The sequence below is a fragment of the Pseudoalteromonas sp. Of11M-6 genome (genome assembly GCF_022347905.1).
Lineage (GTDB): Bacteria > Pseudomonadota > Gammaproteobacteria > Enterobacterales > Alteromonadaceae > Pseudoalteromonas.
Genome location: NZ_JAKRFW010000022.1, coordinates 13,772 through 36,686 on the forward strand (window position 1 = coordinate 13,772; position 22,915 = coordinate 36,686).

General features: G+C 44.1%; 16 protein-coding genes. 5 read left to right on the top strand and 11 right to left on the bottom strand.

Features of this window, described 5'->3' with window-relative positions; genetic code table 11:
* Nucleotides 1-22 precede the first annotated feature (22 nt).
* Nucleotides 23-3,754, top strand: coding sequence for a response regulator (locus tag MHN32_RS12435; RefSeq protein ID WP_239421846.1), 3,732 nt, complete (start codon nucleotides 23-25; stop codon nucleotides 3,752-3,754).
* Between the two features lie 99 nt (nucleotides 3,755-3,853).
* Here the strand turns inward: MHN32_RS12435 and MHN32_RS12440 are convergent, their stop codons facing one another.
* The gene (locus tag MHN32_RS12440; RefSeq protein ID WP_010378035.1) at nucleotides 3,854-4,528 is read right to left on the bottom strand and encodes a DUF3334 family protein; all 675 of its coding nucleotides are present in this window, start codon (nucleotides 4,526-4,528) and stop codon (nucleotides 3,854-3,856) included.
* 115 nt (nucleotides 4,529-4,643) lie between these two features.
* On the opposite strand from MHN32_RS12440, the gene cmoA reads away from it, so the two are divergent.
* The 3 genes from cmoA (at nucleotide 4,644) to MHN32_RS12455 (ending at nucleotide 7,003) form a co-directional block, all read left to right on the top strand.
* Nucleotides 4,644-5,369, top strand: a complete 726-nt coding sequence (gene cmoA, locus MHN32_RS12445) for a carboxy-S-adenosyl-L-methionine synthase CmoA (RefSeq protein ID WP_102056606.1) — start codon at nucleotides 4,644-4,646, stop codon at nucleotides 5,367-5,369.
* Between the two features lie 8 nt (nucleotides 5,370-5,377).
* Complete coding sequence (gene cmoB / locus MHN32_RS12450; protein WP_102056605.1) at nucleotides 5,378-6,346, top strand: tRNA 5-methoxyuridine(34)/uridine 5-oxyacetic acid(34) synthase CmoB; 969 nt, start codon at nucleotides 5,378-5,380, stop codon at nucleotides 6,344-6,346.
* 183 nt (nucleotides 6,347-6,529) lie between these two features.
* Nucleotides 6,530-7,003 (top strand): hypothetical protein, encoded by a 474-nt coding sequence (locus tag MHN32_RS12455; RefSeq protein ID WP_174169049.1) that lies wholly within the window; start codon nucleotides 6,530-6,532, stop codon nucleotides 7,001-7,003.
* A 76-nt stretch (nucleotides 7,004-7,079) separates the two neighbouring features.
* On the opposite strand, the gene adk is transcribed toward MHN32_RS12455, so the two are convergent.
* The 6 genes from adk to glk all read right to left on the bottom strand — a co-directional run bounded on the left by adk (nucleotide 7,080) and on the right by glk (nucleotide 13,997).
* Entirely contained in the window at nucleotides 7,080-7,724 is a 645-nt protein-coding gene (gene adk, locus MHN32_RS12460) for an adenylate kinase (RefSeq protein WP_010378026.1), read from the bottom strand.
* A gap of 168 nt (nucleotides 7,725-7,892) precedes the next feature.
* Complete coding sequence (gap, locus tag MHN32_RS12465; protein ID WP_102056603.1) at nucleotides 7,893-8,897, bottom strand: type I glyceraldehyde-3-phosphate dehydrogenase; 1,005 nt, start codon at nucleotides 8,895-8,897, stop codon at nucleotides 7,893-7,895.
* Between the two features lie 17 nt (nucleotides 8,898-8,914).
* Nucleotides 8,915-9,535: a bifunctional 4-hydroxy-2-oxoglutarate aldolase/2-dehydro-3-deoxy-phosphogluconate aldolase gene (locus MHN32_RS12470; RefSeq protein WP_010378022.1), complete on the bottom strand. Its 621-nt coding sequence runs from the start codon at nucleotides 9,533-9,535 to the stop codon at nucleotides 8,915-8,917.
* Between the two features lie 23 nt (nucleotides 9,536-9,558).
* Nucleotides 9,559-11,412 carry a phosphogluconate dehydratase gene (gene edd / locus MHN32_RS12475; RefSeq protein WP_010604050.1) on the bottom strand — a complete coding sequence of 618 codons (1,854 nt, stop codon included), beginning with the start codon at nucleotides 11,410-11,412 and terminating at the stop codon, nucleotides 9,559-9,561.
* Nucleotides 11,413-11,965: 553 nt separating this feature from the next.
* Complete coding sequence (locus tag MHN32_RS12480; RefSeq protein ID WP_010378018.1) at nucleotides 11,966-12,985, bottom strand: LacI family DNA-binding transcriptional regulator; 1,020 nt, start codon at nucleotides 12,983-12,985, stop codon at nucleotides 11,966-11,968.
* A gap of 10 nt (nucleotides 12,986-12,995) precedes the next feature.
* Entirely contained in the window at nucleotides 12,996-13,997 is a 1,002-nt protein-coding gene (gene glk / locus MHN32_RS12485; RefSeq protein WP_239421848.1) for a glucokinase, read from the bottom strand.
* A gap of 318 nt (nucleotides 13,998-14,315) precedes the next feature.
* Here glk and MHN32_RS12490 point away from each other — a divergent pair, with 318 nt between their 5' ends.
* Entirely contained in the window at nucleotides 14,316-15,335 is a 1,020-nt protein-coding gene (locus MHN32_RS12490) for a LacI family DNA-binding transcriptional regulator (protein ID WP_239421866.1), read from the top strand.
* 135 nt (nucleotides 15,336-15,470) lie between these two features.
* On the opposite strand, the gene MHN32_RS12495 is transcribed toward MHN32_RS12490, so the two are convergent.
* From MHN32_RS12495 to MHN32_RS12510, 4 genes are all read right to left on the bottom strand, one after another.
* Nucleotides 15,471-17,867: a glycoside hydrolase family 15 protein gene (locus MHN32_RS12495; protein WP_239421849.1), complete on the bottom strand. Its 2,397-nt coding sequence runs from the start codon at nucleotides 17,865-17,867 to the stop codon at nucleotides 15,471-15,473.
* Between the two features lie 10 nt (nucleotides 17,868-17,877).
* Nucleotides 17,878-19,377 (bottom strand): MFS transporter, encoded by a 1,500-nt coding sequence (locus MHN32_RS12500; protein WP_239421850.1) that lies wholly within the window; start codon nucleotides 19,375-19,377, stop codon nucleotides 17,878-17,880.
* Nucleotides 19,378-19,380: 3 nt separating this feature from the next.
* Nucleotides 19,381-21,255: an alpha-amylase family glycosyl hydrolase gene (locus tag MHN32_RS12505; RefSeq protein ID WP_239421851.1), complete on the bottom strand. Its 1,875-nt coding sequence runs from the start codon at nucleotides 21,253-21,255 to the stop codon at nucleotides 19,381-19,383.
* A gap of 119 nt (nucleotides 21,256-21,374) precedes the next feature.
* Nucleotides 21,375-22,889: a tryptophan halogenase family protein gene (locus MHN32_RS12510; protein ID WP_239421852.1), complete on the bottom strand. Its 1,515-nt coding sequence runs from the start codon at nucleotides 22,887-22,889 to the stop codon at nucleotides 21,375-21,377.
* Between the last annotated feature and the right edge of the window lie 26 nt (nucleotides 22,890-22,915).

A 22,915-nucleotide genomic window follows, 5' to 3' on the forward strand; every position in this document is an offset into this window, starting at 1 on the left:
ATTCACGCGTAAATAATAACTTATGTCCTCAAAAGCATTACTAAGTTGGATCGCACTTTTCGCCTTGATGGCTGCCCTAGGAAGCTCAACGCTTATCTACTACTCAACAACTACTCACAGCACTCTCGCGACCGACGTTAATACCGCTTACCACAACCACCTATCACTAGAGATGTATAGCAAAGATAAAAACGTCCAATGGCTAGGTGAAATCAAATCTGCACCAAGTCATCCATTACCACTTCCGTTACAACAAATCTATGAAACCCAAGCAAGACTAAAGTCTCAATTTTTAGCAGATACGGTTGAGCAGGCCGATTTGCCTCAAAGTTATCAAAACGCCATCTCACAATTGCCTCTCATTGCAAACGCTGAACTTGAAACAAGCACAAATCAACAACTCCTAATACTGTTGATTACCGGCCTTGCTTTCGCGGTATTAACACTATTTTTAAGCTTTTATGTTTGGTTTATGCGCACCAAACATTTCTCCCCGCTATATCGCATCGTCAATACGCTACGTGCACAAGCGTTAAATGGCGCCCCTCTTTCTGTGGTGCCTACAAACAGTGACGTCGATGTAAAACGGCTCACGCAAGCGATCCATGTTGCCACCACCTCTCAAAGCCAAAAGTTGGCGTCAGCCGCAATTATCGAAAACTATAATCGCGAACTAAAATCCATCACCGGCTCCGAGCCTATCGTGCGCCATGCACTAGAGTTTATTGCCAATGAGTTCAATGCACCGAGTGTTTGCCTCTATGCCAATTTAGAAGACGACGCCTTGTCGTTAGTGAAAAGCCATGGGGTGACACCAAGCCATTCAATTATTGCCTCCACTCTAGCGCATTGCGCAGCAAATAATGAACCACAAGTACAACAAGAACCGTTGTGGCTCAAAGAACAAGAAGTTGAAGTGAAGTTACAAGGCCGTTATTGCTTTCCACTAGCCATCGGTAATCATGTTGTCTATGTGCTGCTAGTCGGTAGTGCTCAGGTGTTGATAGACAGCCAATTTGAAGCGCTCGAGTATTTGTGTAAGGACTTAAGCCTCGCGCTTGCCATCAATGAAAATATCGAAAAGCAGCAAAAGGCAGAATCGGCCTTAAGCGAACAACTCGAACTTACTCACCATATTATCAATGCTATCCCAAACCCCACGTATTATCGTTCGACTGACGGTGTATTTATGGGGGTAAACAAGTCCTTTTTGGCACTGTTAGATCAATTCGAAGTAGATGTGATTGGCGCCAAGTTAGACGAGGTTTTTGATTTAGGAATAGCCAGTCTATTTGAGTCCAAGGCCCACGAAATTATCACCACAACCCAAGAGCAAACCTACGAAGTACTTTTGCTTGATGGCCAAGAACAGCCGCGGGAACTGATTGTATACGAAGCGCCATTTTTTAATGAAAATGGCGATGTAGCTGGTATTGTTGGCATGTACCTTGACGTTTCGGAGAGGAACCAACTACAACGTGAACTCATAGAAGCAAAAAACTTGGCCCAAAACTCGGCAAAAGCGAAAAGCGAATTCCTCGCCAACATGAGCCATGAAATTAGAACCCCAATGAACGCGATTATTGGTATGTCTCATCTCGCGCTCGCGACAGAATTGAATGCAAAACAGCACGACTACGTATCAAAAATAGATACAGCCGCAAAGCAATTACTGAGATTGATCAACGATATACTCGATTTTTCAAAAATTGAAGCTGGCAAAATCGAGTTAGAATATCAGGCCTTTTCAACAGAAAAACTACTCGACAATGTCGCCACCATCGTCAGTGTAAAAGCCCAAGAAAAACAACTAGAGTTAGTCTTTGATATCGACTCACAAGTGCCCTACTGCGTGATTGGCGATCAATTTAGAATAAGCCAAGTACTCATCAATTTAGCGGGTAACGCAGTTAAATTCACAGAAACCGGTGAGGTTGTTATTCGTGTCGCCCTTGTCAATGTCGAAAAAGGGTTAGCAAAAATTAAGTTTAGCGTAAAAGACTCTGGTATTGGCATGAATAAACGCCAGCAAAAAAACCTATTTCAATCTTTCTCGCAAGCAGACAATTCGATCACCCGAAAATATGGCGGTACAGGGCTTGGCCTCACGATTTCGCAACAATTGGTCAAGCTTATGGGGGGAGAAATATATGTTGAGAGCGAAGAAAACGTCGGTTCGGAATTTTATTTCACATTAGAAATGGAAGTCAGTGACGAGCTGAGTCAGGCGAAAATGGCCTCTACCCACTTATCAGAACTATCAGCAACAATTATTGACGATAACCAACACGCATTGGACGTGTTAAGCGGTATGCTAACAAACTTTGGTATGCAGGTTTGTTCTTATTTAGACCCTCATAAAGCGTTAAATCAATTCGTCCTGACACAAGAGTTACCCGATCTTATTTTCGTCGATTGGCATATGCCAAAATTAGATGGCATTGAGCTAATCACTAAGCTGCAATCGCAGGTCGATGTGTCGCAAAGTAAGTTTATTTTAGTCACCGCTTATGGTCGGGAGCTAAACCTGAACGACAGCCAAGCCAGTTTAGTTGATGGTGTACTTTTAAAGCCGATTAACCCGTCAAACCTTGTGGACGTTATTCAAAATGCCGTGTTTGACTCACCGGAAGTAAGAACCACTATCACCAAAAAAGAACAAACGATTAGTAAACAAGCACTAAATGGCATATCAATTTTGGTCGCGGAGGATCAGCCAGTCAATCAGGAGATAGCAGCGGAGATCTTATCTAGCTTCGGAGCGCAAGTAGCGGTCGCAGACAATGGACAAGAAGCCATTGATCAAGTTCATAGCAAACACATAGATATTGTTTTAATGGATATGCAAATGCCAGTGATGGACGGCATTACCGCGACGCAAAACCTTCGCATAGAGTTCGATAAAAATACACTCCCTATTCTAGCGATGACCGCCAATGCCATGGAAGAAGACATACAGACTTGCATCGATGCTGGTATGAATGACCACGTAACCAAACCCATCGACGTTGAACAACTCGTTAAAAGTATTTTGAAATACGTATGCACCGAAGCCGATGGCCTTTTAACAACGCCAGAAGTTAACCCACCAAAAGTCGTTGCAGAGATAGAGGAAATTGATGAGATCATTGAGTTTGAAGGTATTGATATTGCCGAGGGTATTGCTCGAGCAGCTGGCAACCAAAAGGTTTACTTCGATATCTTAGAAAAGTTCCTGTCCCAGCAGATTGAAGAGCTGATCAATTTAAAACAGGCTTTAGCCATTGAAAATTTTGAACTGGCACATAGCATGTTACATGCATTAAAAGGTGCTAGTGCTAACCTTTCGATTGTTAGGCTGACCGAGGAATTTAAGCACATTGAGGCTTCTCTCAATGTCCGCCCACCTAATGCAAGCGAAATTGACGAGCTGATTAAATACGTTAAATATGCACTGGAACAATGCCAAAAGCGTCGTAAAAAAGAAGCGTCTCATCAGGTAAAAAGTGTAACGAAAAACAACGAAGAAAAAGGTGGCAATAGTCAATTAGAGGAACTTATCCAGCTCGCATGTGCATTAAGAGATTATGATACTCAAGCCACAGAGCTAGTAGACTCAATTTCAGTAAGTAGCTATTTGACTGAACCAGAACTACAGAAATTAAAAACCGCCATCGCCCGCTTTGAGTTCAATGAAGCCTTTATGATGCTAACATCCATAAAGCATGTAGAAGAAGCACCGGAGCTCAATGCAGGAAAAGGCGCGCTGCATTAGTGCCATTACTATATATTTTATCCGAGGACGAAATGAAGATTTTTACCTAACAGAAAGGCCACAGATGTGGCCTTTCTGTTAGGTGCTCTAAATACGGTTTTACAGTCCTAACTGATCCATAAAGTCGTCATCTACAACATCTTCTTCCTGCGGCTTCGCTGGCTTTTTCTTCTCAGCCTGACTTGCAATAATGTCATCTGGGTCTACCGACTCTGCAATATCAAAGTCATGTAGCTTAATGAATTCAGTTTTATCCATTGCCAATTCAAGATAGAAAATATTCTGGCCTTGCGTGGTAAAGGTAACGCGTCTCGCCTGCGGGCGATCCATCGTTGTGTCTACCGAGATTTGCACCTGTTTGTTGATAGCCATCATCTTAGGCTGGTTTTGCGTGATAGAGGTATGTAGCTGCTCACGTACTTTGTTGGTGAAATCACCAACAATCTGATTCATCAACTCACCCAATACATTGGCAACGTCATCAGATAAATGACTATGCGCAATTTCTTCTTCAGGCATGCCCATGTTACGCATGTAGTCGGTATACACCTCCATCGCGGCTTGCGCGGTAAAATTAGTTACGACTAAACCGGTAAAGCCGCCATCAAACAATACGAAACAGCCGATGTCAGGCCTCATACAGGTACGAGTTATCTTTTGTACCATCGCGGAATAGTTAATTTGGTTGCCGCTTGCCGACGACAGAACTTCTGTTACTGAGTGGCATAGCGTTGAGAGGATGTCTTCTGTGCTAATCACTTTGCTTTTCGCCATTTTTGGTCTCATAGTTACTTCTTATTATTAATAGTAGCCAAGCTACTGAATTTATCACTGACTATCCAGCATAAAATGCTAAAATAGCGAGATTATTTTCAAAGAGAGATTAAATGTGACGGGCAAAGACAGTATTTATGCCACTGAGCAAGCAGTAAAAGATTTCACTTTCGACGCCAATGTCGTCGAAGTGTTTCCAGATATGATCCAGCGCTCAGTGCCGGGCTACGCGACAATAGTAAGCACAATGGGCAAACTTGCGGGTACTTACGCGCAAAGTAACTCAAACTTATATGACTTAGGCTGCTCTTTAGGCGCGGTCACGCTAAGCATGCGTAGAAATATAGATAAAGAAAACTGTCATATCATTGCCGTGGACAATTCACAGCCTATGGTAGAGCGCTGCCAACTGCATCTAAAAGGCTTTAAATCCGACGTCCCAGTCTCGGTCACTTTAGGTGATATCAATGAAATAGAGATTAGCAATGCATCTGTCGTTGCGATGAACTTCACCCTACAGTTTATTCCACCAGAAAACCGCAAAGCGGTTCTAGAAAAAATATATCAGGGTTTGAAACCTGGTGGTGTACTGCTATTAAGTGAAAAAATCCGCGGTGAAAACGATACTAAAGACAACTTACTTATCGACCTTCACCACGACTTTAAACGCCACAATGGCTACTCAGAATTAGAGATCAGCCAAAAACGCAACGCGATTGAAAACGTGATGCGCACGGACTTGTTAAGTACCCATATGACAAGATTAGAAGCTATTGGCTTTAATCAAACTCAAGTGTGGTATCAGTGCTTTAACTTCTGCTCAATGGTAGCAATAAAATAGAGGCAATTATGAATCATTGGTTTACCGACTTTTATGCAACCATTGCGAAAACCCCTTTGAGCCATTGGCTAGAAACGTTGCCTGCGCAGCTTAGCCATTGGCAAAAAGAAGCCCAACATGGCGACTGGCCGAAATGGGAAAAAGTCATTAAAAATCTACCAGAGATCTCAACCACCCATGTTGATATAAAAACCAAGGTTGAGATAGGTACTGGCGAAGACGTCAATGAAGGTCATCAAAAGCAGTTAACGCATTTACTAAAACGCATGATGCCATGGCGTAAGGGACCATTTCATTTACATGGCGTCCATATTGATACTGAGTGGCGCAGCGACTGGAAATGGGACCGACTGCTCCCCCATATCAGCGACCTTCACGGCCGTAATGTATTGGATATCGGCTGTGGCTCTGGTTATCACTTGTGGCGTATGCGCGGTGAAGGCGCAGAGCTTGTTGTTGGCATTGATCCCTCCGATCTATTTTTATGCCAATTCCAAACGATTAAACACTTTAACCCCGATCCAAACGTGCATTTACTACCACTAGGTGTAGAGCAACTGCCTGAGTTAAAAGCATTTGATACTGTGTTTTCAATGGGCGTGCTATATCACCGTCGTTCACCAATCGACTTTTTAGCGCAGCTAAAGTCTCAGTTAAGAAAAGATGGCGAATTAGTGCTAGAAACACTTGTCATTGAGGGCGATGTAAATACAGTATTGGTGCCGACCGATCGCTACGCCAAGATGCGCAATGTCTGGTTTATTCCAAGCTGCGACGCATTAACATTATGGCTTGAGCGCGTGGGCTTCAAAGATATCAAGGTAGTAAACAAAGACGTCACGTCGTTAGACGAACAGCGCCAAACTCCTTGGATGGAAACAGAGTCGCTTGCTGATTTCTTAGATCCAAATGACACCAGCAAAACCATTGAAGGCTACCCCGCTCCGCTCCGTGCTATATTTATCGCGAAAGCGTAAAACCGGTAAGGGGCACCAGCCCCTTACTCATAAGACCCATCAAATTAAAATCATAAACCTATGATTTAGTTGTATTATTTTACAAATCTAAGGTTGACCCAAACATTCTTCGTTCATTACAATCACGCCACTATGCAGTTGCACTGCGTAGCTTGAATTAGACTATACAATAAGGAATTGTTAATGAAAAAGATGTCTCTTACCGCCCTCTTCATTTCTTCACTCGCGCTTAGTGGTCAAGCAATTGCTGACGATTTTATGATCACGAAAGAAAAACAACCTAGTCGGATGCTAGTATTAAGCTCAGCAGGCGGTCTTTCGACTACAGAGTTTTCTGTATTAAACATCGATTTAAGTGATATCCCATATGGAAGCAAAACGGGTACTATCACTGGAGTTAGCTATACTTCAGCGGGTTACGCCGATCCTGGCAATGAAACGGTGGAGCTTTGTTTCAGTCGTGCATACAGCACGGCACCTTTCAAGTGCATTGAAATTAATCCTAACGATTCAGGGAATACAGCTACGTTTAATGGTGAGGCATTTAAAGCGGGTATTTCAGCCTCTATCGTTCATAGAGTAGAAGCCACAGGCAACTTCCATTATGCAGAACCAAGTCAAAAAGAAAGTATTACTTTCCACTACAGCACTTATTAAAACGATTTAGCTAGTTTAGAAATAATGTAGGAGTCCCATAGGACTCCTACACGTTAACCAAGCGAACGCTTAGTTATTAACCCAATAGTTCACCTAACTGCTTGCTTACCGCATCAACAGCTTGTGTACCATCTAGTTTGTGATATTGCGTGTTACCAGCATCCGCTTCCGCACTGTAGTAGTCTACCAGTGGTTTTGTTTGCTCATGGTAAATCGCCAGACGTTTACGTACTGTCTCTTCAGTGTCGTCATCACGAATGATTAGGTCTTCACCCGTTACGTCATCTTTGCCTTCTACTTTAGGCGGGTTGTAAACGATGTGGTAAACACGACCAGAACCTGGGTGTACACGACGACCGCTCATACGCTCAACGATGATCTCATCTGCCACGTCAAATTCGATAACATGGTCAACTTTGATGCCATTTTCTTTCATTGCATCTGCTTGTGGAATTGTACGTGGGAAGCCATCAAGCAAGAAGCCATTTGCACAATCTTCTTTTGCGATGCGCTCTTTTACCAAGCCGATAATGATTTCATCAGATACTAGTTGACCTGCATCCATGACTTTTTTCGCTTCAAGACCCAACGGAGTCCCTTCTTTGATAGCAGCACGTAACATGTCGCCTGTCGAGATCTGAGGGATCCCATATTTGTCCATTAGAAATTGAGCTTGAGTACCTTTACCTGCACCCGGCGCGCCTAGCAAGATGATGCGCATAATTGAATCCTCGTTTGGAGTTATTGGTGTTTGTGTGGTGAATTTTTCCATATACGGTGCCGATCCTCAAGGAACTTATACTAATTGATAAGGAAGAATGGCAATTTTTCCGTCAAAAACAAAAAAGCTCCGCGATCTGCAGAGCTTTTGGTCAGAAATTAATCCTGATTATAAAAATGCACCTAGTGCTTTAACTTGGTCTAGCATGCGGCAAGAGAAGCCCCATTCGTTATCATACCAAGCCATCACTTTTACCAGCTTTCCATCTACTTTGGTTTGTGTCGAGTCAAACACTGAAGAAGCTGGGTTGTGGTTGAAATCGATAGAAACCAAAGGTAATTCATTGTACTCAAGGATTGCACTCATCGCGCCCTCAGCAGCCGCTTTGATTGCTGCATTCACTTCTTCTTTTGAAGTGTCACGCTTAGCAACAAACGTTAAATCAACCAGTGATACGTTGATGGTTGGCACACGAACCGCCATACCGTCTAGTTTGCCAGCAAGTTCAGGAAGCACTAAGCCAACCGCCTTTGCCGCGCCCGTTTTCGTCGGGATCATTGACTGAGTAGCACTACGCGCACGATATAAATCCGGGTGGTAAACGTCTGATAGATTCTGATCGTTGGTGTAGGCATGAATGGTTGTCATGCTACCTTGCTCAATACCAATAGTATCATTCAATACTTTTGCAATAGGCGCAAGACAGTTTGTGGTACAAGATGCGTTAGAGATAATGGTTGATTCAGCATTTAGTACTTCGCTGTTAACGCCATGAACAACCGTTGCATCCATATCTGTGCCCGGCGCAGATACAATCACTTTTTTCGCACCAGCTTCAATGTGTTTAGCCGCAGCTTCACGAGAAGTGAACAACCCTGTACATTCAAGCACGATATCAACGTTTAGCGCTTGCCAAGGAAGATTTGCAGGGTCACGCTCTTGCGTTAGCGTGATTTCGTCACCACCGATAACGAGTGTGTTGTCGTTAAGAACAACCTGCTCTTGAAAGCGACCATGTACAGAGTCAAATTGAGTCAAATGCGCGTTTACGTTTGCAGGTGCGAGATCGTTGATGGCAACGACTTTGATGTCTTTATTCTGACCTGACTCGTACAGTGCACGAAGTACGTTACGACCGATACGTCCATAGCCATTAATTGCGATATTAATCATGATAACTGTCCCCTAATCTATTTTACTTCACTTGCTTGTTTCGCAAGCGCTTCAATGGCTTGCCAGTCTTTGTTTGCGATAAGTGCTTTATCAAGCATCCAAGTACCGCCCACACATACCACATTGTCGAGTGCAAGATACTTAGGTGCAGTTGCCAACGAAATACCACCCGTTGGACAGAATTTTACTTGTGGAATTGGTCCGCCAATGGATTTAAGCATTGGTGCACCACCTGCAGCTTCCGCTGGGAAAAACTTTAAGAATTCAAAACCGTGACTTGCAAGCTTCATCACTTCGCTTGGCGTTGCAGCACCTGGAAGAAATGGAATACTTGACGACTTAGCCAGTTCTAATAATTCGTCATTAACACCAGGACTTACCATGAAGTCAGCGCCGGCTTCTACAGAGGCATTAAAGGTTGCCTTATCCACTACCGTACCAGTACCGACATAGGCGTCTGGTAAAGCCGCTTTAATGTCTTTTACCGCTTGCGCTGCCACCGGTGTACGAAGTGTCACTTCAAGTGCTTTCAAGCCACCATTAAACAATGCCGTAGCAAGCGGCACCGCGTCTTCTAGGTTATCAATAACGATAACCGGAACCACTGGTGCTGCTGACAATATCTCTTTAATACTCATGCTCACCCTCATTCCCACTGTTATTATTCTTCGATGCCAAATGAGCATGCACCTTGATCTGCACTGCTCACTACGTGTCTAAATCCTGAGAATAGCTCTCGACCCGTACCAAATGTTTGAGATTGCGGTGAGAGCTGTAATTCGCGCTGTGCCATTTCTTCATCAGAAACATGTAGCACTAATTCGCCTTTTGGTGCATTTAAGGTGATCAAATCACCTTCGTGTACTTTTGCAATTGCACCACCTTCAACCGCTTCCGGCGCAAGGTGGATCGCCGCAGGTACTTTACCCGAAGCACCAGACATACGACCATCTGTCACAATCGCCACTTTAAAACCTTGGTCTTGTAATGTAGCCATGACAGGTGTCAGTTTATGTAACTCAGGCATACCTTTCGCTTTAGGGCCTTGCTCTTTGATCACGGCAATAAAGTCTTGGTTAAGCTTGCCAGCACTAAAGGCTTCTTGTAATTCGCTTTGAGAGCTGAATACTTTCGCCGGTGCAGTCACCGTTTGGTGCTGCTCTTGTACCGCAGACACTTTAATCACCGCTTTACCCAAATTACCATTAAGTAGTTGCAAGCCGCCTTGCTTGTTAAATGGATTTGCTACTGGGCGAAGTACTTCTTCATCCAGTGAATTCTCAGGTACTGGTACCCACTTCACTTTGGCAGGGCCTTGATTGTCGCTGATAATCACATTGCTGTTGATATCCAGTAGTGGCTCCATCGTGTAAGCATCAAGTCCTTCACCCACAATCGTCTTTACGTCATTGTGTAAGAAGCCGCCATCTCTTAATTCACGCATTAAGAAACCCATGCCACCAGCCGCTTGGAAGTGATTTACGTCGGCATGACCATTTGGATAGATACGTGTTAACAAAGGCACTACTTCAGACAAATCCGCCATGTCTTTCCAAGTGATTTGAACACCAGCCGCTTTTGCCATTGCGACTAAGTGAATGGCATGGTTGGTAGAGCCACCAGTAGACAACAGCCCGACCAAGCCATTAATCACGGTTTTTTCACTCACGATATCCGCAAGTGCATTGCCGCTTTTACCGTCAAGTAGCTGAGTTAGCATGGTCTCAACCGCACTCGCCGTTAAGCCATCTCTTAATTCTGTGTATGGATTGATAAACGAGCTACCAGGTAAATGAAGACCCATGATCTCCATTAGCATCTGATTCGAGTTTGCCGTACCGTAGAAAGTACAAGTACCTGCACTGTGATATGAAGCACTCTCAGCTTCAAGTAACTCTTCGCGGCTGACTAAGCCCTGTGCAAACTTTTGACGAATGCGCGCCTTTTCTTTGTTCGGGATCCCAGATTGCATCGGGCCTGCTGGTAAAAAGAAAATGGGCAAATGACCAAAAGACAAAGCACCGATTAATAGTCCTGGGACGATTTTGTCACATACACCAAGACAGAAAACCCCATCGAAGACATCGTGTGATAATGCCACCGCTGTTGACATGGCAATTACGTCACGAGAGAACAAAGACAGTTCCATGCCATCGCGACCTTGGGTAACCCCGTCACACATAGCAGGTACACCACCCGCTACTTGTGCAGTCGCGTCAAACTTGTTTGCCACTGCTTTAATTAAATCTGGATATTCTTTATAAGGTTCGTGCGCAGACAACATGTCATTGTACGAATTGATAATTGCTAGGTTCGGTTGCTCGTCTTCTTTTAGACGAGTCTTATCACTGCTTGAGCAAGCAGCCATTACGTGTGCTAGGTTTCCACAGCCCAGTCCTGCTCGTACGCGCGTTTGTTTTTTTGCTTGTTGGATTCGAGCTAAATAGGCTTGACGTGTTGCTTTGCTTCGCTCAATGACGCGTTCGGTGACTTCCTGAATTCGTGGATGCAACATATTACTGACTCTCTAGTGTTAGAGGAAAAAGGCTCTGCACGATTACCAGCATTCGTGGTAATCCTTGTACAGAGCTGCTTTGATTTACCCGTTCAAAGGTACGCTATCAGGTTGTCTCTCACCCCAACCTGACACCGGTGTCACTATATTTACGCATAAAGCTGACACCGGTGTCAACCCTTCTTATAAATTTAGTCTAACTTTTTAAAATGACCAAATTATAACCACTTAAAACTTTGCCGATATCTGTAGTCTTAAAATCATTACCTAACTGATTTTATTAGTAATTATTATGACAAAAAGAATAATATTAATGATTGAGCGAAATCATTATTTGATAGCGAAGTTATCAATGAGCCTTAACTTGGCAACATGAGCTTTAATCTATGGGTCAGCGAGCCTGATTATCGCGACATAAATCTGCGCATTTATCTAGTCCTAGCTTTACGTAGAATAATTTACAAAGGAACTGCAATATTCCCTAGTAGCTGCGAAAATAAAAAGCCCAACGGCTAAGCGTTGGGCTTTGGGGCAAGTATAAAAATTGAAAAAGTTATGAATTCGAGCGCGCTTTCGTCGACTCTCGAGTGATAAGTTTAGCTTCTAAAACTTGCTGAAACGGTGCTTCTTGCGGCTGAGATATATGCTTAATCAGCTCTTCTACCGCTATCCGAGTCATTTCTTCCACAGGCTGTGCTATTGTCGTCAGACCCGGCCAAATATGCCTTGCGATAGGTGCGTTATCAAACCCAGCAATAGATAACTGCTCGGGCACTTTGATCTCTCGCTGTGTAGCAAGTTTTAACACAGCCGCAGCCATGTAGTCGTTTGATGCAAATACAGCCGTTGGCCTTGGCTCTAGGTCCAATATGGCTTTTGCACTGTCTGCACCTGAGTGATAACTAAAGTTACCTTCTGCAACTAACCGCTCTCGATATTCAATACCATGCTTTGCCAGTGCTTTTTGGTAACCAGAAAAACGATTTTCTGTGGCACTGTGATCAGGGTGACCTTTAATAAAGGCAATTTCGGTATGACCTAAATTAATCAAGTGCTCAGTTAACTCAAAAGCGCCCTGCTCGTCATTACTGCGAATTGAAATCGAGTCATCGCCTTCAATGGCTGAAGCAACGCGTGCATAAGGAATATTGCGCTGCTTTAAAAAAGCAATAAGCTCGTTGGAGTCCGAAAATGGCGGAGTAAGCACAATACCGTCAAGTCTCGATGTGGTAAGCAGCTGATCAACATTGTCGATAAGGTCTTGGCCGCGCAGTTCACAAGGATGTATCAATAAATTGTAACTATGCTTCTGACACGCTTCCAGCGCACCACTTTGCACTCGCGTGATATAGCTTTTTGATGGGTTGTCGTATAAACAACCGATGATAAAGCTACGATTTTGTGCCAAACCGCGTGCAATAGGATTAGGCTTGTAATTCAGCTCTTCAAAGACCTTCAGGACTTTTTCCCGCGTTGCTGGACTAACATTTGGCTCGTTATTTAATACCCGAGATACTGTCTTTTTAGACACTCCGGCATATTCGGCAACGCTATTAATAGTTACTTTTTTCATCGATTTACCCTTAAGCCCGGCGTCGCTCATGAATACATGCTGCTGCGCCAATCAGTGGGATATTATCTTGTACCACCAAAGTAACTGGAATTTGGCTCGTGTACTGTGACATCATGCCTTTTTCGGTAAAGCGTTCAACAAAGCTACTTGCTTGTAATCGCGCTTTCATCCGCGGCAAGATCCCACCACCTATATAAACACCACCTAAGGCACCAAAAGTCAGTGCTAAATCGCCTGCTACGCTCCCCATCCAGTCACAGAAGTGACCCAATGTTGCGTCACAAACCTTGCACTCTTTCGCGAGCGCACTGATCTGCGCCGCATTAAGATCTTTAGCTTGCTCACCACGCACTTCTGCCATGGCTTTGTAGAGTCTCGCAATACCTGGGCCTGAAAACACCGTCTCGACTGAAACATGTTGAATACTCGCGCGCAGTACCGTTAACAGCTCTTTATCTAAGGCAGTAACCGGTGCAAGTGAGATATGTCCCGCTTCACAGCTCATCACCGCGCTGCCATTAATATCTCTAGCAAGACAAGCCGCACCAAATCCAGTGCCAGGACCCATTACACCGATATTTGCACCTAGCTCAGGCTGGCCTTGCTTAATCACTAGGTTTTTCTCTAGTGCTAAGTAGGGCGCCGCATAGGCAAAAGCGGCAAAGTCGTTGATCACGGCAAGTTCGGTAAAATCGAACTGGGCTTTGATGTCTTCGGAATTAAAATGCCAACCTAAATTAGTTAAATGAACTTGCTGAGATTTGATAGGACCGGCAACCGCGAGACAGGCTCGGCTTGGCTGCGCTACAGGTAGCTCAGTTAAATATTTTTGGATAGCGGATTCAAAAGACTGGAATTCAGCACTAGGAAAAGTGGCTTGATGCGTAATTACAAAATGGTTAGTTCGCGTATCAAAATCTGACACGATTGCAAATCTGGCGTTTGTTCCCCCGATGTCGGCAACGACAATCGGCTCAAACGGCACGGATGAATGGCTTGTTGTCTGGCTCATATTATTATCTCTTTATCACTGCGATTATGCTTGGGCTAACATCAGGGCTGCCAGCACACGTCCTGCAATTTATTGTCTCAACTAGCCAAAATTTGCACGCCTTGGCTTTTGCTCTTACCTGTTATTCTGTTAATTTGGTAAAAAAATGCTGCCCTTGGCATAGGGCAGCCAAATACGTTTTGACAACAAAATGATAAAACATCGACATTATGACACCGGTGTCAGACTGTATCAATAAAAATTTGCAAATTCAGTGAAATTGGTTGAAAAAAAAATTGAATGACTGACAATGTCACTGTCTTAAGCGTTGAGAAGAACATGAAAGGTAAAGCAACTTCATTTGATATCGCCCATTATGCTGGCGTTTCGCAATCTACGGTGTCGCGCGCCCTAAGAAATAGCCCTTTGGTTAACGAAGAAACTCGTCGTCGCGTTCATGAGATTGCTAAAAAGCTTAACTATAAGGTCGATAAAAACGCGAGTAATCTGCGCACTCAGCAAAGTAGTACATTAGCTTTGCTGTTATTTGAAGATCCCACAGAAGATGAGTCGCAAATTAATCCGTTCTTTTTAAGTATGCTTGGCAGTATTACCCGAGCGTGTGCAAAAGAAGGCTATGACCTTTTAGTATCGTTCCAATCGACGAGCAGTGATTGGCATGCCGATTACGAGGATAGTCACCGTGCTGACGGGTTAATTTTACTAGGCTATGGTGATTACATCGATTACCAGTCAAAGTTACAAACTCTACTCGATAACCACACAAAGTTTGTTTGTTGGGGGGCAACGGTTGATAACCGTCCAGACCTAACTGTGAGTTGCGACAATTACGGTGGTGGTGTATTGGCTGCAAAGCATTTAATTGACATGGTCAGAACAGATTGTGCGTTTATTGGCGATGCTTCGGATCACAGCCCAGAATTTTTTACGCGCTTTAAAGGCTTTAGAGACACCCTTAAAGCAAAAGGTATCGAGGTAAGCGACCGTAAGATGGCAAATGCGATTTCCACAGAAGACTCTGGGTATCATGCAACTCGCTCCTTAATCGCCAACAATGTTAAATTTAACGCGCTTTTCGCTGCTAGCGATCTTATTGCTATTGGCGCGATTAAGGCGCTTCAAGAAGCAGGCGTTCGCGTGCCTCATGATGTGCATGTCGTTGGCTTTGATAACATTGCTGCAGCGGGTTATGTTTCTCCCTCTTTAACTACGGTGCAGCAAAACACCACATTGGCAGGACAAATGCTGGTCGATAACCTACTTACACTTATCCGAGGTGAAGCCGTAGCCTCTACTCTCTTGCCGCCCAAACTTATTATTAGACAATCTTCGCGATAGCTTGGGCCTGTTTGACCTTTGCTGTTTGCTGCAAAAACAAACTTGAAAGATAAACAGGCCCTAGATCTTCAGCGGAATCGAATAAAAAATGCCGAACTCATCTTCGGCATTTTTTATGTGTTTACTTACTGTTTGTTATTTCAGTTTACTTTCTACGATTGGGTAGTGATCCCACACTTGTTTTTCATTAAGAGAGCGCACTAACTTTACGTATTCAGCATGTGTCCAAGCCAAAGGCGTCGCCGAGTTGGTTCCTTCGCCAAGTTGATAGCCAAAGGTATTTTTACCCACACCATCCCATACTTGCTCAGGTAACATCATGCCTTCATTGGCAAAGTGCTCCATCCCCTTCACATAAGTATTTTGTATTTTGCTCTGCTCATCCGCACTCAACTCACCATCGAGCAGCGCCAGCGCAATATCATAGTGACCACGCTCTCCGGTAAAGAAAGGCCACACTCGACCGCGTTGGCCATCGGTATTCTGACCATTTTCGGCATAATTAATACCGCGCTTCTCGTCTTCACCATAACCGTCGTTACCGTAACGGCGGTACCCCGGATAACTATTAACATCACCATCAAATTTAAAGCTATATTTTACTCTTAAGTTGTCAGCTATCGATTCATCATCGTATTCAGGCATGGTGGCCACGATGCTCGGGGCGTCAGCCCCTCTAACCCCGTAACGCACAAGTTCTAAAAAGCCACCGTCGATGATCTGCTTCTTATCCATTCCGCTGCGGCCATTGTTGGCATTTAAGGTCGTACTGGAATTAGGGTTTTCGTCTTGTCCAATACGGAAGAAATATTGACCGTCACTGTGTTTGCTTTGCAGACTCCCTTTGGTTGTGAACATGAATGACTCAACATCACGATTGTACTGCTGCGCCGTCGCAAGGAATTTCTCTTGTCCCGCTTCATCACCGGCCAATTTAGCAATGTCGCTCGCCGTCACCAGGCCTGCAATGATTGCCGCGGTAGTCGATGGTGAATAGCCATTTTGCTCTTCCCAACGCTCTTGTTGTGTCGCAGGCGGTGTGATTTGCGTGTCATTCCACAAGATTTTAGCCAGTCCTCCTTCAACTAAGAAATTAGCCGCAGGCTTTAACATCTTATTGTACCAATAAACCAGTCTATCATCGCTTAGCACACCCGCTTGCCACAGTTTCCATGCCAGCATGATTGGCATTGCCGTTTGGTCAAGCTGTACACCAACCCACTCAAGCTCGCCATCTACATGCGTTTTTTGTAAGAACCAGCCAGTATCACCATGGTTACCCGGTGTTTTATCCGTAACTTGCACTTTTTCTAGATACTCGAAAGCAGTGAGTGCTGTTTGTGTATCTCCCATCGCCAAAAATGCCATCGCTACTTGATAAAAATCACGCACCCATACTGCTTTATAACCGGTATGACCTTGCTCTGCTGGCACTGTGTCACCCCACGGATTTGACAACGATGCGATCAGCGCACCGGCATGGGTTTTATCTTCTTGCGCCTTAAGCACTAGTGCACTGGTGTAAAGTAGCTTGCCGTTGTCTGCGGTATTTGCCGTCATGGACTTTAGTGGCGCTAAACTGTCGAGATAATCTTGCCAGCCCGTCGCTTCGCCTTGACCATTATAATCAGCCAGTACCTTATCGTAACCTTTGGCTAATGTAGCTGCCCCCTCTGCAAAGCTCTGCTGCTGAGAATGACCAAAACTCAGGGTAAGGTCAAAGGTGCTGCTTCCCTTTACTTGCCCTAAGTTTGCCAACCAGTTAACGTTGCCACTCTCTTTACCTGTAGACGCATAAGCTTGGGCTATATGTCCTGTAGTCTCAAGTGCCGCTAAATTATCGCTGGTGCCAGTAAAACCAACAGATGCTTCAACAAAGCCAGTTTTGCTCTGCAAAGAGAGATAATTCTTACCTTCCCATGCTAACAAACCTTGCTCTGTCACTTTTGCAAAATCGTTTAAGCCATTGTTATTCACATATGGGTTAACGTTCACAAAAGCTTGTACATCTTTGAGAGCAGTGTCTACTTTTGCTCTAACAAACAAGGTTTGTCCGTCAGGATCGGTAAAAATATGCTTTTCAAGGGTAAAGCGGCCTTGTTTATCCTTGCTTAAAATTTTGTAAGCCAGCGATAACGGTCGTCCATTGGCATCTTTATAAAGATAGTCAATCGTGACATCTAGGGCGTCAGTATCAGATTCTTTCACTGCAAAGCCGTCACCCACGATGATGAATTGCATGTCTTTGATCTGCGCTTGGTGAATAAGTCCAAACATGGTCTCTGTGATCATCCCTTTTGCAACAGAAAACCATACCTTTGAAACTGCTTTAGTAGCCGTAGAATCACTGTACCTGCCGTCTTCGTACGCTTCGTACGACGTACCAATCCCCGTTTTTCCAGAGTATGACCAATAAGGTTTAACGCCAGGTTCACCTGGTGCCGTCAGGGTTTCATTGCCAGATTGCTGTGATCCGCAACCCATGAGGCCAGCACTTACCAGAGCAAGTGCAATTGTTGATAGTTTAATCATCTCGTTCTCCTTATTGAGCCTTTATCGTGACTCTTGAAACAGCTAATGCAGCGAGTAAAAATGACACGCCTCCGATGACGAGTGCAAATATCGGTTGGTTATCAAAACCATGACGTAGAATTAGACCTAGAATACTGGCGGCGAGTAATTGTGGGATCACGATAAAAAAGTTAAAGATCCCCATAAATACACCCATTTTGTTGCTTGGCAAAGCGTTACTTAACATCGCGTAAGGTAATGACAAAATAGATGCCCAAGCAAAGCCAATGCCCACCATTGGCAACCAAAGTAATGTGGGGTCACCAATAAATTTGAAGCTAATTAAAGACACAGCACCAAAAAACAAGTTAGCTGCATGTGCCCCTTTGAGACCAATGTGCTTAACCATGAATGGGATCACCATTGCAGCAATAGCAGCAAAGCCATTGTAAGCTGCAAATAACACCCCAACCCAATCAGCACCATCGTTATAAAGTTTGCTCGTTACATCTGACGTACCATAGTGATGGCTCGTCACCGCTGAGGTAGTGTAGATCCACATGGCGAATAGCGAAAACCAGCTAAAAAACTGCACCACAGCAAGCTGCTGCATGGTCTTTGGCATCGTAAATAAGTCAAAAATAACATGATAAAAACCATTACTTACACGCTGTTTTTGCTGCATCACATGCGCAATGACAAATACAATTGCAAAAGCGATGAGCAGCCCGCTAAGCAAATAAAGCTCTTTTTCAAGGCCAAGAAGTGCAACGGCAAGCAACACAATAACGCCAATGAAACCACTCACCGCACTGCCTTTTATAAAGTTCACAGGTAGGTCTGACAGTGTTGCGCTTTGCGTATTCGTTTGCGCTTGTTCAAAAGCAGCGAGTTGCTCAGGACTATATTCTTTCGTTTTTAAAATCGTCCATAATACGGAGATGAACAGGATAGCTCCCCCCCAGTAAAATGCGTATTTTACCGAGTCAGGGATTTGTCCAGCAGGTGCTGTATTACTCACCTCAAACCAATTGGTCATCATCCAAGGCAGCGCAGACGCGACCACGGCACCAACCCCAATGAAAAAGCTCTGCATCGCATAACCTGTAGCACGTTGCTTTTCATTCAGATTATCACCTACTAATGCTCTAAACGGCTCCATCGTGACGTTGATCGACGCATCCATGATCCACAGCATACCCGCCGCAATCCAAAGCGTTGGAGAATTGGGCATGATAAAAAGCGATAGCGTGGTGAGAATAGCCCCCCACAAGAAAAATGGTCTTCTACGGCCAAGTTTTCCCCATGTTCTATCACTCCAATAGCCAATAATTGGTTGCACGATTAAACCCGTTAAGGGCGCTGCAACCCACAATATAGGGATGTCATCGACCTTTGCACCAAGGGTTTGAAAAATACGGCTCACGTTGCCGTTTTGTAGTGCAAAACCAAATTGGATCCCAAGAAACCCAAAGCACATATTCCATATCTGCCAAAAACTGAGTTGTGGTTTTTGTTGTTCTTGTTGCATAGGTTACTTCTCTAATTGATAAACTGCGCTGGCAAGCGGCGCTAGCGTAATCGTTGCGTTGGCATGCTCGCCATCAGCTGTTGGTTGTAATTGTAAAGTCGGGTGTGACTCTAAAATATCGTTATAAGTACCCTGCCAGTCTTTAGGCAGATTGACGGTGACTGTTTGTTCTTGTTCTGCATTAAAGTTGCTCACGACCAACAGCTTTTGTTGACCTAATTTACGGCCAAATGCCATAACTGTTTCAGCATTGCTTGACATCTCAGCGCTCAGAACGACTTGCTGGTATTCACCAGCAGCAATCGCCGGCTGCTTTGCAAGGTTAAGTAATTTGACGTAGTAATTACGAAGCGCCTTTTGCTCATTTGACAGTAACGCGCCATCAAATTTTCCGTTATTCATCCATTTTTGATGTTCGGGTACACCAATATAGTCAAAGATACTGGTTCTGCTTGGACTGCCGAACCCTGCATGCTCAGAGCCATCTTCCCCTAATGTTTGTCCAAAATAGATCATCGATGGCGCTGTGCTTATCAGGTGACTAACCACCATAGCGGGTTTACCTTTTAGCGGATCGCCTACAAATTCAGGGCTTGCGATACGCTGCTCATCATGGTTTTCTAAAAAGTGCAACATATGTGGGGCAATATCGGCTACCGATAGATGACTATCCAATACGGCTTGGGCACTACCTTTGCCTTGCATTAACACCTTTAACGTGTCGTAGAAACCCACTTTGTCGTAGAGGTAATCCATCTTCCCTTGCTTGATATACGGGCGATATAAAGTGGGGTTATAGACTTCTGCAAGCAAGAAAGCTTCAGGATTTTTTGTTTTAATCGAAGAGTTTAGGAAGCTCCAAAACTCTACTGGCACCATTTCCGCCATATCGTAACGGAAACCGTCTACGCCCTTTTCTAACCAAAAGTGCGTAATGGCTTGAAATTTGTACCAACTATCTGGCAATTGCTTGTGTTGCCAAAATTCAAAATGTGCACGGTAATCCTGCTGAGCATAATCGTCAGGCAGGCGTTCGAAATCGTAGCTACCGTCAGGCTTCACCCCGTAATTCACTTTGACGGTTTCATACCAATCATTAATATCAGGCTTTGCCGCACGAGCACCGTTACCGGTCCACTTTGCTGGATTTTCTGCAAATTTGCCATCCGCCAATGGATGAGATCCACCACCTAACACCTGATAGCCTTCACTCGTTGGTACTGTAAATTCCTCACCAACCACGTAATAAAAGTTATTGTCCCTAGCATATGCAACTTGCGTGTCGTCATTCGCGCCAAAATCGACAGTTCCTTTAGGCGCACCGAGTGACTCATAGTTACGAGCGACATGGTTTGGCACAATATCGATGATCACTTTCAAGCCGGCGTCATGTGTACGTTCAATTAAGGCTTCAAATTCAGCCAGTCGCGCAGAAGGATCGTTCGCAAGATCAGGGTTAACGTTATAGTAATCTTTTATTGCATAAGGTGAACCCGCTCTGCCTTTTACAACATCAGGATCATCTTGGCTGATCCCATACTTACTATAATCCGTCACTACTGCGTGATGGAGCACGCCGGTATACCAAACATGGGTCACACCCATCGCCTTAATTTGTTGTAATGCGGTAGGAGTAAAATCAGAAAACTTGCCTACGCCGTTTTCCTCTATTGTTCCCCAAGGTTTGTTCACCGCTTTGGTGTTGCCAAAGAGCCTTGTGAATACTTGATAAACAACAGGTTTGCTCACTGGCGCCACTTCCGATTGCAATGTCATTTGTTCGGTTTTTTTATCAACTGGCTTGGGGCCACAGCCGCTTAAACTCACTGCACCACCCAAAAGCGCTGACACAGCCAATAGTAGAGATTTATTTTTCATAGTGTTGTCATAATGCTGTTTTAAAAGAGTCTACTTGCGTAAACGAACGTACTGAACCCATCACATATGTATTCAGAGAGACCCTTAATTAGATTTTATTTATAACGATTAATACCAAGTTACTTGTGAACATTTGCCGCAAAGCTTTCTAGCTCCATTCGGTGATCTTTAAAATTCAATCCACATCGTCTGATGAAGTCATTCACTTTTTCGATGCTATGTTGGTTTGCTAGGGCATTGCCTGACTTAAGCTGAGCTTGTTCTGGGTAGATACCATAACCTGCCAATAAACAATGCCAGCTGACTGAAGGGTAATATTGGTCAACGTTTTGGCGAACTAATTCATCCGATAAGTTGTTACCAGAAACCCAAGTCTGTATAATTTGATAGAGTGACCGCGATAAGTGGTTATTGTTGGCATTATCAAGCCAGTAGTTGGTGTCAGTACGACTATTCACACGATAATGAGCGACGATATAGTCTCGAATAGCCTGATACCGTTCGCTCAAAGCGCGGTTGTGTTTATCTCTGTTACCATCGGTAAAGCCCGCATCTTGGTAGCATTCAATAAAGCTCTGAACGGTTTCTTGGACTATATGCAAAGCGGTTGCTTCTAAAGGTTCTATGAATCCTTGAGATAAACCAATCGCTATACAGTTTTTACTCCAGTGCGCTTTAACTTGCCCGACTTTCATTTTTATATGTCGAGCTTCTACTTCTGAGTCCAACAAACCCAAAGCAGCCCTTAGCTCGGTTTCGGCTTGATCCGCATTACAGTAACGTTGACTATAAACATAACCGTTACCGATACGATTCGTTAATGGAATGTGCCAAGACCACCCAAATTGACGCGCAACAGATTGTGTTTCGGAGCGAATAGTGTCAAGTTGCTTGGTAGGTATAACGACCGCAGCGTCGTTAAATAAATTGGACTCGAATGACTCGAAACCCACGCCTAAAGTGTGTTGTAGCAGTAAACTTTTGAAGCCCGAGCAGTCAATAAAAATATCACCAGCGATTTCCGTACCATCCGACCTTATCAGTGCCGCAATATCACCATCAACGTGTTTTCGAACGTCGGTAATTGTGGCATCAATGTGTTTTACATTAAACTCAGCCGCTTTGCGAGCCAACAACTGGCCAAGCAAAGCTGAGTCAAAGTGATAACCATAATTAATTTCGAATGGGAAGCTTTCTGCAGCAATTGGGGATTTATTTAAATCAGCCAAGTGAGTTGCTAAAAAAAAGTGGTCTGGATGGCCCTCTACGTCAATCGCCTTACGCCGAACAAAGCTGTTATGAAAAAAAGCCGGTGCACTGTAGTCATCAGGTTGTGCAGGAAATGGGTGAAAATAGCTAGAAAACCCAGGTTTTGTCGACCAATCTATAAACCGAATGCCATTTTTATAGGTCGCATTACAAGCCGGCATCCACTCGGCTTCCGAGATACCTAAATAGTCCATAAATCCTTTGAACTGCGGAGTAGACCCTTCACCAACACCAATAGTTCCGATGCTAGAAGATTCAACCACAGTGATTTCTATCGCTTTATCTGCCCAGCTTTTTGCCATCATATTCGCGGCCATCCAACCTGCAGTTCCACCACCTAAAATCACTATTTTCTGATTTTTCATCGCCTTCGCACCTTAAACCTATTAAA

Coding starts and splice junctions, on each gene's coding strand:
- MHN32_RS12435 (WP_239421846.1), top strand. CDS start 23: ATGTCCTCAAAAGCATTACTAAGTTGGATCGCACTTTTCGCCTTGATG.
- MHN32_RS12440 (WP_010378035.1), bottom strand. CDS start 4,528: ATGGCGAAAAGCAAAGTGATTAGCACAGAAGACATCCTCTCAACGCTA.
- cmoB (WP_102056605.1), top strand. CDS start 5,378: ATGAATCATTGGTTTACCGACTTTTATGCAACCATTGCGAAAACCCCT.
- MHN32_RS12455 (WP_174169049.1), top strand. CDS start 6,530: ATGAAAAAGATGTCTCTTACCGCCCTCTTCATTTCTTCACTCGCGCTT.
- adk (WP_010378026.1), bottom strand. CDS start 7,724: ATGCGCATCATCTTGCTAGGCGCGCCGGGTGCAGGTAAAGGTACTCAA.
- gap (WP_102056603.1), bottom strand. CDS start 8,897: ATGATTAATATCGCAATTAATGGCTATGGACGTATCGGTCGTAACGTA.
- MHN32_RS12470 (WP_010378022.1), bottom strand. CDS start 9,535: ATGAGTATTAAAGAGATATTGTCAGCAGCACCAGTGGTTCCGGTTATC.
- edd (WP_010604050.1), bottom strand. CDS start 11,412: ATGTTGCATCCACGAATTCAGGAAGTCACCGAACGCGTCATTGAGCGA.
- MHN32_RS12480 (WP_010378018.1), bottom strand. CDS start 12,985: ATGAAAAAAGTAACTATTAATAGCGTTGCCGAATATGCCGGAGTGTCT.
- glk (WP_239421848.1), bottom strand. CDS start 13,997: ATGAGCCAGACAACAAGCCATTCATCCGTGCCGTTTGAGCCGATTGTC.
- MHN32_RS12490 (WP_239421866.1), top strand. CDS start 14,316: ATGAAAGGTAAAGCAACTTCATTTGATATCGCCCATTATGCTGGCGTT.
- MHN32_RS12495 (WP_239421849.1), bottom strand. CDS start 17,867: ATGATTAAACTATCAACAATTGCACTTGCTCTGGTAAGTGCTGGCCTC.
- MHN32_RS12500 (WP_239421850.1), bottom strand. CDS start 19,377: ATGCAACAAGAACAACAAAAACCACAACTCAGTTTTTGGCAGATATGG.
- MHN32_RS12505 (WP_239421851.1), bottom strand. CDS start 21,255: ATGAAAAATAAATCTCTACTATTGGCTGTGTCAGCGCTTTTGGGTGGT.
- MHN32_RS12510 (WP_239421852.1), bottom strand. CDS start 22,889: ATGAAAAATCAGAAAATAGTGATTTTAGGTGGTGGAACTGCAGGTTGG.